Raw genomic sequence first — 12,871 nt, forward strand, 5'->3', positions numbered from 1 at the left:
CTGGGCCGCGTGGCGGGCCGCCGAGCCCTCTCCCGATGTGTTAGCGTGAGGTCGATGGCCTCGAATCAACCTTCCTGCCATGACGCCGGCGCGACGACGATCGTGGAAGCGCGCCCCGGTGAGGTGGCTTTCAGCCGGTTTCGTGTCCAGGTGCAGCTCGGCCCGGATCAGGGGGCTTCCCATGTGGCCGACGCGCCGGAGCTCGTGATCGGCACCGCCCGCGGCAACCAGCTCGTCCTGACCGATCAGGCGGTATCGCGGCATCACTGCGTGATCAGCGTCACCCCGCAAGGCTTTCTGCTGCGCGATCTCGGGAGCACCAACGGCACGAGGGTGGCCGGGGTCCGCGTCGAGTCCGCTTACCTCGATCCAGGGATGGTGATCGGCGTGGGCCAGTCCACGCTCCGCTTCGACGTTCTCCCGGACGAGATCCGCGAGCCGCTCGGCGACGAGGCGCTGTCGGGGCGGGCCCTGGGGCAGAGCAGCGCGATGCGCCGTATCTTCGCCATGCTGCCGCGGGTCGCGGCCTCCGACTCGACGGTGCTCCTGGAGGGCGAGACGGGCACGGGCAAGGGGCTGCTCGCCGAGCTCATCCATCAGCAGAGCCGGCGCGCATCAGGGCCGTTCGTCGTGATCGACTGCGGCGCGATCCCTCCCACGCTGATCGAGGCCGAGCTGTTCGGGCACGCGAAGGGGGCGTTCACGGGCGCGCAGCAGGCGCGGGCGGGCGCCTTCGAGGCCGCGCGCGGGGGGACGGTGCTGCTCGACGAGATCGGCGAGCTCCGGCCCGTTCTGCAGCCCAAGCTGCTCCGCGCGCTCGAAGAGCGGATGATCCGGCGCGTCGGCAGCCTCGAGCCCGTCCGCCTGGACGTGCGGGTGATCGCCGCGACAAACCGGGATCTGCGGCAGGAGGTGAACCGGGGGAACTTCCGCTCGGATCTCTTCTATCGGCTGAACGTGGTCCGGATCCGGGTGCCGTCGCTGCGCGAGCGCCCGGAGGACATCCCGCTCCTCGTCGCGCACTTCTACCGGCAGTTCGCCGACGGGGCCAATCCGCCGCTGGACCTCGTGGAGACGCTCTCGCGCTACGAGTGGCCGGGTAACGTCCGGGAGCTGCGCGGCGCGATCGAGCGTGCCGTGCTCCTCGGGGATCCGGCGCTCCACCGCGAGGGCGCGGCGGACGGCGCGCAGGGGGACGCGCCCGCGGACGTGCTGCGGGCCGACGATCTGTCGCTGTCGTTCCGGGAGGCGAAGGAACGGGTGATCTCGCTGTGGGAGCGCGCCTACGTGCAGGCGCTGATCCGCGAGAACAACGGCAACCTCTCGCGCGCGGCGCGCGCGGCGCGGATGGACCGCAACTACCTGCGCGAGCTGCTCCGCAGGCATCGCGTCGCGGCGGACGACGCCTGAGCGCCGGGCGCTCGGCGCGCCGAGGGGCGCCGGGCGCTCGCCGCCCGAGGCCCCTCGACCGCGCACGGGGCTCACATCGGCGTGCGGAACATCGCCTCCGCGGTGCAGAGGGTCTGGGTCACGGCGCTCGCCGTCTCCATGCCCATCGCGCCGGCGAGATCCGGCGCGTGCGCCGCGATCTCCGCCTCGAAGCGCGCATAAGCTTTGATGACCGCATCCATCGAGGCGTCCAGGCTGGCCGACCCCGCGCCGTCGGCGCGCGCGTGCGCGTCCACATACGCCGAGAGCGCCGCCTTCAGATCCGCGTCGAGCTGCGCGTTCAGGGCGGCCATGGCGTCGAAGACGGCTCGCAGCCGCTCCTCGACGTCGGCCGTGGCGCCGCCGATGCGCCCAAGCACACCCCCCGCGTCGGCCTGCCCCTCGCCGGTGAGGGTCGCGATGAACTTCGCGCGCGCCGCCGCGATCGCGCCCACGTCGGCCGCGGCGTCCATGCCGGCGACGAGCTCCGCGCTGGCCTCGGCGACGGCGTCGAGGGCCGCCTGCGCCGCGCCGCTCTGCTCGACGATCTCCGTCACGGCGGCCGCGGTCGCGCGCGCCTCCAGCCCCGCCGCGGCGTGGATCGAGGCGAAGACGACGACCTCGACGTCCGCGGTCGACGCGAGGGAAACGGCCAGCGCGGCGCGGAAGGTCACGCTGGCCGCGGCCTGCGCCCGGGCGCGCACGTCGGCGGAGGCGCCCTGGGCCTCGAGCGCGGCGTCGGCGTCGGCGAGGAACTGCGCGGCCGCCTCGCCGGCGGAGACCTTGCTATCGAGCGCCGCGTTCAGGGCCCTGGCGGCCTCGAGCTCCGCTTTGATCAGCGCGTCCACGTCGAGGTCCACGCCCGCGTTCGCAAGCGCGCGCAGCTCGGCGTGGTGCGCGGCCGTCGCGGCCTTGGCGATCGCCTCGATCACGGCCTGGGCCTCGACGCCGGCGGACGCCGCGGCGGCGACCGCCTTGGAGAGCTCCGCGTCGATGAGCGCGCGCAGGTCCGTCGCGAGCGAAGCGTCCGCGACGGCGCTCCCGGCGACATGGCGGAGCGCTTGCGCCTCGACCGAGCTCTCGGTGCTGATGGGCGCCGCGATGACGGCGTCGCCGTCGGCGCTCCCCGACGCCTCGAGGATCGCGGAGCCGATCACCTCGCCCGAGGCGTCGAGCGCCTCGACGACGAGCAGCTTGGCGTCGGCCTCGACCTCGACCGTGAACGCTCCCCTGGCGTCGATCGTCGCCTCGGCCAGCGATTCCAGCGTCCCGCTCTCGAGGAGCTGGGAGATGCGCACCTTCGCGGTCTTCTCGATGGTGCCTCGGCCGGCGAGGCCGACATCGGGAGACCCCGTGCCCTCGTCGGTCACGTGTCCGCTGACGATGGCGAGGGACCCGGTATCGACGGGGTCATCGCCCGCGGGCGGCCCCTCGGATCCGGAGGAGCACCCGAGAGCCATCGACACACCGGCCATCATCGCCAAGATGCTGCACTTCGAAAGGATCGTTCTCATGCTCATTCCTGTCCTCGCGGAGATCGCTTCTCCCCGCGTGGTGATGTTGTCGGGGTTACCGAGCGACGAGCCTGCGACCCGTTTCGCAGAGGCCTCGCCGGCCGGCGCCGACAACGACGTGAACTCACAGACTCACACGCGTTCGCGATGCGGCGGTGTCGTGGATCGGCCGTCGCGCGGAGCATGGCTTTGCCGCCACGCGCCGCTCCGACGGCTCAGGGCGATGAGGTCATGATGGCCCTTCCCCCCTGCGCGCATCCGTCGACGAAGCGTAATAGCAGGTCTCGTGCCCACGGGCGCGACGCCTGGGGGCGCGCGCGGCTACGTGTCTCCTGCGGCGATTCAGCGGCTTCGAAGGTGGAGGCGAGTTCACGCCGCGATCCAGCCAACAAGGCGACTGCTGGCGACTGCCAGCGGTGCTGCTGATTATCGCATGCAGAGCGCTTCGGGCCCGCGCTGCTTCGTGCAGGAACGCTCCTCCCGCTGGCCCACAAGGCTCCCTCAAGTGGGGTCTAGCACCACGGTGGGAGGTCGCGCCACAGCAGCGAACCAAAAAGTCGCCAAGGACGCCAAGAGTGGAGCGAAGGATACCGCGGCGTGAGCTCGCCGGGACGCGAGACATCGCCCGTCACGTACACCGGTGGCTGTGTGTCTCCGCCACCTCCACGGTGCTCTTGATGTCGTCACGGGGATCGATTCTTCAGGCTATCTCGTCGGTCCGTGATCGATCCGACGGCCGTTGGCTCACGGCCGACGTGAGCGGTTACGCGCGCGGAGACGGGCGCGCCGCCGGCCAGCGTCGGACGAGGAGCGCGCCGGCCGCCGCCGTTGAAGCGAGCGCCGTCACCCCGAGCCAGCCCCACCGGGCGAAGAGCACGCTGCCGAGCGCGGCACCGGACGCCATGCCGACGAACATGCCGACGAAGAGCACGGCGTTGAGGCGGCTGCGCGCGCCGGGCTCGATGCCATAAACGATGGTCTGATGCGCCACCAGCGCGGCCTGGATGCCGAGGTCGAAGGTGACGGCGCTGGCGCCGAGCAGCCACAGCCGCCCATGGACCGACAGCCAGGGCGACAGCGCCATGGCGCCGAAGGCCACGACCGAGAGGGCGGCGCCCATGCGCGTCACCCGTTCGGGTCCGTGACGGTCGGCGATGCGGCCGGCCAGCGGCGCCGCCACCGCGCCGGCCGCCCCGGCCAGGCCGAAGGCGCCTGCCGCCGAGCTGCCGAGGTGGAACGGCGCGCCGTGCAGCAGCACGGCGAGCGTGGACCAGAACGCGCTGAACCCGACCGAGAGCAGCCCCTGGGCCAGCGTCGCGCGGCGCAAGGCGCCGTGGCGCCTCCACAGCCTGGTCAGCGAGCCGAGCAGCGCGGCATAGCTGAGCTGCGTTGTCGGCTCGAAGCGCGGCAGGCTGCGCCACATCGCCGCGCCGAGCAGGGCGACGCTGGCCGCGGCGGCGACGAACACCGCGCGCCAGCCGAAGCGCTCCGCCACGAAGCCGCTGACCACGCGGGACAGCAGGATGCCCAGCAGCAGGCCCGTCATCACGGTGCCGACCACCTTGCCGCGATGCGCCCCGGGGGCCAGCGTCGCGGCGGCGGGCACGATGTCCTGCGCCAGCGTCGCGGCCAGGCCGGTGATCAGGCTGGCGACGAGCAGCGCGCCGATCCCGCGCGCGGCGCCGCCGAGCAGCAGCGCGGCCGCCAGCACGGCAGCCTTGGCCAGGATGATGCGCCGCCGGTCGTGGCGGTCACCCAGCGGCGCGAGCAGCAGGATGCCCAGCGCATAGCCGAGCTGGGTCAGCGTGGGCACGAGGCCGAGCGCGCGGTCAGCGGCGCCGAGGTCGGCCCCCAGCACGCCGAGCATGGGCTGGCTGATGTAGAGCGAGGCCACGGCCACGCCCGCTCCGGTGGCCAGAAGAAGCACCAGGGCGGCGGGCAGGGGCGGCGCGGACGCGGCGGGCGGCGGCTGGGCGGCAGAGGATGTATGCGTCAGGTGAATGGCGTGCATGGTGCAGCCAGTATGGGAAGCGTCGTTTCGGCGCTGTAGTAGCGCGGCATGTACGACGGATATACGCTGTGCGTATGACCACGCCGGCACCGCCCTCCGCCTCGTCGCTGGACCGCATCGCGTTGCTGCAGACCTTCGTGAGGATCGTCGAGGCCGGCAGCCTGTCGGCCGCGGCCACCCTGCTGGGGACGACGCAGCCCACCGTGAGCCGCCGATTGCAGGCGCTGGAGCGCTCGCTGGGCCTGCCGCTGCTGCAGCGCTCCACGCACACGATGAAGCTGACCGAGGACGGCGAACGCTGCTTCGAGCGGGCCAGGGCGCTGCTGGCCGGCCTGGAGGCGTTCGCGTCGGACCTCCGAGGCGACCGCGACCAGCCCGACGGGACGCTGCGCGTGGTCGTGCCGCACGCCTTCGGCCAGCACCAGCTGGTCGAGCCGCTCTCCGACTACCTGCGTCGCTACCCGCGTGTCTCGGTCGAGTGGCTGCTGCGCGACGGGCAGCCGAACTTCATCGCCGACGGCATCGACTGCGCGATCCTTGTCGGCGCGGTGGCCGATTCGGCCGTGGTGGCGATCCGCCTGGCCGAGGTGCCGCGCATCGTGGCCGCCGCGCCCTCGGTGCTGGGCCGGTCCGCGCCGCCGGCGCGTCCTTCGGACCTGGCCGACATGCCCTGGCTGGCGCTCCGCACCTACTACCGGGATACGATCGCGCTGACCCATGCGTCGGGCGGTGAACGGATCGAGCTCGCGATTCGCCCGCGCATGAGCACCGACAGCCTGTATGCCCTGCGCAGCGCCGCGCTGATGGGCCTCGGCGTCTGCGTGGCCTCGTCCTGGCTTGTCGCCGACGACCTGGCGCAGGGGCGGCTGCTGCACCTCGCGCCGTCGTGGCAGGCGGATCCGCTGCCGGTCCACCTGGTCTATCCCCACGCTCGCTTCTATCCGGCCCGGCTGCGCCGCTTCATCGAGGCGATGCGGGCGTCGGTGCCGGCGGCGGTCGGCGGCGCGGCGGCGCGGCGCGGCTGATCGGGCCGGCGCGTGGGCCAGATCCGATCGCGGTATCAAAGCCTGGCGCTGATCCAGCCGCGGAGAGGCCCCGGTCGGACCAGACGGGGTTGACAAGCCGGGCGCTGGTGCTTCTGTGCGCATCCGTCACCTCACGGTGGCCCGGATGCCTGGCACGGGTTTCCTGTGATCGGCGGAGATGTCGACGAGCGAGTCCTCAACGCACTTCATCAGCAAGGGCACATCACGCGTCGTGAATTGAAAGGGTTGCGCGCGCAGCGAAAGCTCCCCGAGGATTGGCCGTGAGTGACTGGTACGCAAGGCAGTTTGGTGACCGCGAACGCTTCGCGATTTCGGTCTCGCTTGGCCGGGACCCACATCCCATCGGCGATGCTGCCGTGGACAGCAGTTGGGGAGGCATTTCGCTATGGATCCGCGGGCGCTGTCTGACCCGTAGCGTCTCTACCGAAGGCGGTGTGTGCGACGAGGTTCGATGGAATCTCGTCAGCATCATCCGATGGTTCCTCGATGTCGGTGTCAGGCTCGTCAACGAGGAGCCGTTCCCTGAGGCCGCTACATCGGACAGCGTGCGTGACGCGTGCGATTGGATCAATACGACCGAAACGCCGCTTGTGACTCTGTCGGCTGCTGAAGAAGACGAGTGGTTCTTGCGTCGCTCTGATTGGCGCCAGCACCACTCATTGCGTCGCGCCGCGGTCGACGTGGCGCTGCCCAACGTCTTCGTCCGTCGGCTGGGCGATTTTGTGGAGGTTTCCTGGGACAACGAGACGTGGGCCGCGCCGAAGTCGGGCCTGTCATTCGTCGAACAGCGCGGCACAGAAATCGTGCCGTCCTCGACCGTGGCGCTCCAGCTCAGTTCCGCCTTGGTAGATGTGACACGAGCCCTCGCAGATCGGCATCCTGATGTACCTGAGTTCGTCCAGCTCGCTTCGGCGGCGACCGAGCTCAGGGCCGACGATGAGGACTGGCGATGGCTGGTCCACGCACCAACCGCTCGCGTCATCTGCGCGGAGCTCCGCGAGCTGTATGAGCGCCTGATCCATCATACGAGAACTCAACGCGATGGTCTGTATGTGCCGCACGCGCCTGAAACGCTTGTCCTTCGACATGCGCGTCTCGTGTCCACTCGCGAGGTCACGTCGTTGCTCGAAGCGTCCAAGATGTATTCACCTCGCCCCATGAGTGAGCACCTTTGTCGTCTGATCCAGCCTGCTCACCCTTCGGCCAGCAGGCCCTGGGTCGAGGGGTACGAGAAGGCGCTCGACCTCAGGGAGGCGCTGGGCTGGGGCAATGAGCCGGCACCTGACCTGCGTGTGTGGATGTCGTCGAACCATGTCTCTGTCAAGGAGAAGGAGCTCTCGACGACCGTCGACCTCGTCACGAGGAAGACCGCGGACCGTGCCTCTGCCGTGGTCAACCCGCAGACCAGCTCAAATATTCGTCGAGAGATAGGGTATGCCACCGTGCTCGGACACATCTTGTTCGACGATGCTCCGGTGGCGGTCGATGGCGCATGGGAGCACTGGCCCACCGCCGCCCGCGCGAGAGCGTTCGCCGCGATGCTGCTCATGCCGGACGACGGCGTGCGAGACGTTCTTGCCGGACGCCAGGCGATCGATGCGTCCGACGTCCGGCGTGTGATGCAACGGTTCAACACAGGTCCGTATGCGACCACGTACCACTTGAAAAATCGCGGGTTCATCCCGGATGATGAACGCCGGATGGACATCCTTCGAGAGCTTGTAGCTTAGCGGCTGACCCTCTGTGCGCGGTGACGGACCGCGAGGGCGTCGCCTGCCCGTCACCGCCCTCGCGGTCCGTGAGTCATCTCCTGTTCATCGCGCAGCCATGCTGGCCGCCGCTCAGCGCTGGTAGACGCGCACGTAGTCGACGAGCATCTGCTGCGGGAAGGACGTGGACCCGTCCGGCGATCCCGGCCAGTTGCCGCCGACCGCCACGTTGAGCAACATGAAGAAGGGGTGATTGTACACCCACGCTGCGCCGGCGGGCACGTCGGCGGGCGTCCGCGTCTGATAGAGGTTGCCGTCCAGGTAGAAGCGGATCGCGCTCGGCTCCCACTCCACCGCGTACGTGTGGAAGGCGTCGGCCAGCGCCGCCCCGCCCGGGAGGTTCGTCCGGCCCGTGAGCGGATTGCCGCCGGAGTAGCCCGGACCGTGCAGGCTGCCGTGGAGCGTCGACGGCTCGCGGCCGATGTTCTCCATGATGTCGATCTCGCCGCAGCCAGGCCAGCCCACCGAGCCGATGTCGTTCCCGAGCATCCAGAACGCCGGCCACAGCCCCTGCCCGCGCGGGACCTTGATCCGCGCCTCCACCCGGCCATACGTGAACTCGAACTTGCCCCGGCTCACGAGGCGCGCCGAGGTGTACTGGCAGGCGCCGTACCAGCAGCCGTATTGATTCGCGCCCTGCGGCGTCGCGGTGATCACCAGCGACCCGTTCTCCTGGCGCACGTTCTCGAGCCGGTTCGTGTAGTACTGCAGCTCGTTGTTGCCCCAGCCCTGGCCGCCGATCTCGGCCGACCACTTCGAGCCGTCGAACGCCGACCCGCTCGGCCCGTCGAACTCGTCCTGGAAGACGAGGCGCCAGCCGTCGGCCTTCTCGAACCTCCAGCGCTGGTTGCCCGTGGCGAACCAGGTCCATTGCTGGATCGGCGCGCCCCTGTCGGTCCTGACGTCCTTGACGTCGAGGACCTTGCCGCTGTGCCGCGCCCGGATGCCGTGATCGCCGCCGCCGGCGTCGAAGATCTCGAACTGCTGGTTTGCGCCGCCCCCGTACCCCCACTGCTGGATCAGGGCGCCGTCGGCCGTGCTCACGTCGGTGACGTCGATGGCCCTGTTGCTGTTCACGTTCTCGATCTTGACGAAGCCGTCGCCCACGGAGCTGACGCGGAACTTCTGGGCGTTCGTCCCGTTGCAGTCCCACTGCTGCACGGCCACGCCGTCGGCGGTGCCGGAGGACCGCACGTCCAGGCACTTGCCGCTGTGTACGGCCTTGATGACGTAGACACCATCGGAGACGGCGGTGACGCCTTGCTCGAGCGCGTCCATCGCCTCGTCGTCCGAAAGGGCCCCCTCGCCGACGCCACCGCAACCGGGGAGAAGGAGAAACAGGGCGGCAGCGCAGGTGTTCTTGGCATTCATCGTCGATTCTCCTCGAAAGGTAAGTGTGGGAGCGGAGCGAGGCCGGGCCCCATTGCCCGACGAGGCTCGCCCGCGGTTGGCTCGCCTGGCCCGCGTGGTCCACTCGGTCCATCGCTGGAGCACGCCCCGTGCCGCCGCCGGACGGCGCGAGAGGAGGCGGGATCCTCCGCGAGCCCGCCTGCCTCGCAGCGCCGCCGCGGGGGAAGGGCGATCCGACAGATCGCCCGCGCGTCGAGCGACGACGACAGGGGCGATCACGGAGATCACCCCCGGGCGATCGCGGGCGTCGCACCCTGGTACATCGCTGTTAGTTAAAGATGTTTACTAATGCAGCGGTGTCCGGCGCCGCGCGCGGTTGCGGTGGAGGTTCAAAAGGCGCAGCGATGGCAGATAAATTGGATGAACGGGTGCGTCGTTGGAGCACAAAAGTGTTTGCGAACGACCCGTGACGTGTGCCGAACTGGACAGCTTCTGTTACGTTATCTCCTGCCGGCGCTGTCGAGTCGCAGCGCCGTGAACCCGTGCAGGTGCCGACCCGTGTGGCCGGCGCTCGCACCTGCTCGTGCCTTTCGTCGGGCGCGGCGTGGAGGAGACGGTGAACCCCGAGCAACACACGCATCGCTGGCCTCTCGAGATCACCGGCTCGACGCTCAGGTTCGCGGCTCCGCTCTTGCTCGCGCTCGTCGCGGCTTGCAACGGCCAGATCGGCGGCCCCGGCGAGGGCCAGGCCGCGGGGCCCGGCGCGGGTCCCGAGACCGGCGGCGTGGACGCGCCAGAGAGCGCCGAGCCCCCGGAGGACGTGCTGGCCTCGGACTTCTGCCAGACGCCGCAGCCCGGCCCGGCGTCGCTCCGCCGCCTCAGCAACCATGAGTACACCAACACGCTGAAGGATCTCTTCTCCGGCGTCGCGGGCGTGGCCTCCACCGTCGACACCGTGGTCGCCACGTTCCCGAACGAGCCGGAGTCGCTCGGCTTCCGCAACAACGCGAGCTTCCTGACCGTCGGTCCGCTCGTGGCGCAGAAGTACCTCGACGCCGCGGAGGAGATCGCCGCCGTCGCGGCCCGCGCTCCGGGCCTCGTCTCCTGCGATCCGGCGGCGCTCGGCGAGATCGAGTGCGCGCGCGACTTCATCCGCACCTTCGGCGCGAGGGCGTATAGGCGGCCGCTCACCGCGGCCGAGGTCCAGAGCTACGAGGAGCGCTTCACCCGAGGCGCGGAGGGGCACACCTTCCAGGACGGCATCGAGTGGGTCGTCTTCAGCATGCTCCAGTCGCCGAACGTGCTCTATCGCGTCGAGCTCGGCGAGGAGAGCACGGGGGACGTCACCGAGCCCACGCCGTACGAGATGGCCTCGCGGCTCTCGTACCTGATCTGGCAGTCGCAGCCGGACGAGGAGCTCACGCGCGCGGCGGCCGCCGACGAGCTCGGCACGCCGGAGCAGATCGAGGCCCAGGTGCGGCGCATGCTGGCCGATCCGAAGGCCGATCGCCTGTTCGAGTACTTCGACCAGTGGCTCGACATCGACCTCCTGGGCGGCATGACCCGCGATCCGGCGGTGTATCCGGACGTGGTGTCCGGCCTGCCCACCCTGCTGCAACAGGAGACGCGCACGTTCGTGAAGAGCCTCTTCGCGGACCCGAGCGGCTCGTTCGGCGAGCTCCTCGGCGCCGAGCACAGCTTCGTGAACGGCGCGCTCGCGCGGCACTACGGGGTGAGCGGGGTGAGCGGCGACGCGTTCGTCAGGGTCGACATGCCCGGCCGCGCCGGCGTGCTGACCCAGGGCATGATGCTCACGCGCGACAAGCCGACGCGCACCTCGATCGTCCGGCGCGGCCTCAAGGTGCGCACCGATCTCCTGTGCGGGATCGTCCCCGCGCCCCCCAACGACGTGCAGCTCGATCTCGAGGGCTTCGGAGAGGGGCTGTCGCAGCGCGAGCGGCTCGAGCGCCACCGCACCGAGCCGAGCTGCGCGGGGTGCCACGAGATGATGGATCCGCTCGGCGTCGTGTTCGAGTCGTTCGACGCCGTGGGCCGCTTCCGCACCGCGGACGAGGACGGCAAGCCGGTCGACACCACGAGCACCATCGCCTATACGCGCGACATGAACGGCCCGGTGGCGAACGCCGCCGAGCTGGGCCAGCGCCTCGCGCAGAGCGAGGAGGCGCGCGCCTGCTACGTGCTGCAGAACTTCCGCTTCTTCTACGGCCGCGACAAGACCGACGCCGATCGCTGCTCGATGGCGGCCCTCTCGACCGCGTTCAAGGACAGCGGCTACAGCCTGTCCGAGCTCGTCGTCGCGCTCACGCAGACAGACGCCTTCCGCTACCGCCCCGTGACCAACCCGGAGAGACAATGAAACCGCTGAGCCGACGTACGTTCCTGCGTGGCGCATCCGGTGTTGCGCTGGCGCTCCCGTTCCTCGACGCCATGCGGCCGAGCCGCGCGCGCGCCGACACGGCGCAGTCCTCCCCACGCCGCATCATGTTCGTCTTCCAGGCGAACGGCGACGAGACGGCGAGGCGATTCAGTGCCGACGGCGAGACGAGCTTCGAGCTCGGCGAGTTCCTCTCCCCGCTCGATCCCTACCGCGAGGACCTCATCTTCCTCAACAACCTGCACAAGCGCTTCTACGATCTGCCCGAGGACGCGCGGGCCGACAACCACCAGCAGGGCGGCAGCTCGCTCGCGCCGTGGAAGTCCGGCACCGGGTCGTTCCCGATCGGCGGCACCGAGAGCACCATCGGCTACGTCGAGGGGCCGAGCGCCGACCACGCGATCGGCGGTCTCGTGCTGGAGGCCGAGGAGCGGGTCGCGCACCGGCACCTCGTGTTCCGCGTCGGGAGCAAGTGGAACGACATCTGGAACACGCACGCGCACGCGGGGCCCCTGGGCCAGCAGAACCCGATCCCGCCGGAGACCGACCCGTACGCGGCCTACGCGCGCCTCTTCGCCTTCACGCCCGACGACGAGGCCGCGCAGAAGGAGGTGCTGAGGCGCCTGGCGAAGAAGCAGTCGGCCCTCGATCTGGTGCGCCAGGAGGGCAACAGCCTCCTCACCAGGCTCGGCGCCGAGGACCGCGCCAAGATCCAGCAGCACCTCGAGTCGATCCGCGACGTCGAGCGCGCGCTCCAGACCGGCAACGGCGCGGCCGCGTGCGTGCAGACCCCGCTCGGCGAGAAGCTGAACCCCTACGACGACGCGAACCACGCGATCATCGGAGAGCTGTTCTTCAAGATCAGCGCGCTGGCGTTCGCCTGCGACCTGACGCGCGTCGTGAACTTCAACTGGAGCGGCAACACGAGCAACCGCGTCTACTCGAACCTGGGCCTCAGCGAGGGGCACCACGACATCTCGCACAACAGCGACGCCTCCGCGTTCGCCGATATCCGCAAGATCCACAAGCACCTCTGGCAGCAGAACACGAAGCTCTACGACATCCTGAAGAGCACGAGCGACGGCGACGGCACGCTCTGGGATCATACGCTCGTCGTGCACTGGAACGAGCTCGGGCAGGGCGACACGCACAGCATCCACGACACGCTGGTCGTCCTCGCGGGGAAGGCGCACGACTACTTCCGGCGCGGTCGGCTGGTCGACTTCAGGGGAAAGCGCTCCTTCGCCGACATGCTCGTGAGCTGCTTCCACTACATGGGCTTCGAGGACATCACGCGCTTCGGCGAGGACGTCCTGAACATGGAGGGCGCCCTGCCGCTCACCTGAGCCAGGGGGATG

7 protein-coding genes and 1 pseudogene are annotated in these 12,871 nt (G+C 70.0%); 5 read left to right on the forward strand and 3 right to left on the reverse strand.

The window, feature by feature from the left end:
- Window positions 1-54 precede the first annotated feature (54 nt).
- On the forward strand, window positions 55-1,410 hold the full coding sequence (locus WMF24_RS44370; protein ID WP_437733533.1) for a sigma 54-interacting transcriptional regulator: 1,356 nt from the start codon (window positions 55-57) through the stop codon (window positions 1,408-1,410).
- 71 nt (window positions 1,411-1,481) lie between these two features.
- On the opposite strand, the gene WMF24_RS44375 is transcribed toward WMF24_RS44370, so the two are convergent.
- Both WMF24_RS44375 and WMF24_RS44380 read right to left on the reverse strand, forming a co-directional pair.
- Window positions 1,482-2,942: a hypothetical protein gene (locus tag WMF24_RS44375; protein ID WP_437733534.1), complete on the reverse strand. Its 1,461-nt coding sequence runs from the start codon at window positions 2,940-2,942 to the stop codon at window positions 1,482-1,484.
- A gap of 763 nt (window positions 2,943-3,705) precedes the next feature.
- Complete coding sequence (locus tag WMF24_RS44380; RefSeq protein WP_437733535.1) at window positions 3,706-4,953, reverse strand: MFS transporter; 1,248 nt, start codon at window positions 4,951-4,953, stop codon at window positions 3,706-3,708.
- On the opposite strand from WMF24_RS44380, the gene WMF24_RS44385 reads away from it, so the two are divergent.
- Window positions 4,926-5,978: a LysR family transcriptional regulator gene (locus tag WMF24_RS44385; protein WP_437733536.1), complete on the forward strand. Its 1,053-nt coding sequence runs from the start codon at window positions 4,926-4,928 to the stop codon at window positions 5,976-5,978. The two genes, WMF24_RS44380 and WMF24_RS44385, sit on opposite strands and share 28 nt — an antisense overlap.
- Window positions 5,979-6,259: 281 nt before the next feature.
- Entirely contained in the window at window positions 6,260-7,729 is a 1,470-nt protein-coding gene (locus WMF24_RS44390) for a hypothetical protein (RefSeq protein WP_437733537.1), read from the forward strand.
- Window positions 7,730-7,852: 123 nt separating this feature from the next.
- Here the strand turns inward: WMF24_RS44390 and WMF24_RS44395 are convergent.
- Window positions 7,853-9,139: pseudogene (locus WMF24_RS44395) on the reverse strand (RICIN domain-containing protein); the annotation flags it as partial.
- Between the two features lie 595 nt (window positions 9,140-9,734).
- Here WMF24_RS44395 and WMF24_RS44400 point away from each other — a divergent pair.
- Both WMF24_RS44400 and WMF24_RS44405 read left to right on the forward strand, forming a co-directional pair.
- A complete protein-coding gene (locus WMF24_RS44400; protein WP_437733538.1) occupies window positions 9,735-11,495 on the forward strand; it encodes a DUF1592 domain-containing protein in 1,761 nt (586 codons plus the stop codon).
- Window positions 11,492-12,859 carry a DUF1552 domain-containing protein gene (locus WMF24_RS44405; protein ID WP_437733539.1) on the forward strand — a complete coding sequence of 456 codons (1,368 nt, stop codon included), beginning with the start codon at window positions 11,492-11,494 and terminating at the stop codon, window positions 12,857-12,859. Before WMF24_RS44400 ends, WMF24_RS44405 begins: the two co-directional genes overlap by 4 nt.
- Window positions 12,860-12,871: the final 12 nt, after the last annotated feature.

It is taken from the genome of Sorangium sp. So ce1335 (genome assembly GCF_051521615.1).
Taxonomy (GTDB): domain Bacteria; phylum Myxococcota_A; class Polyangia; order Polyangiales; family Polyangiaceae; genus Sorangium.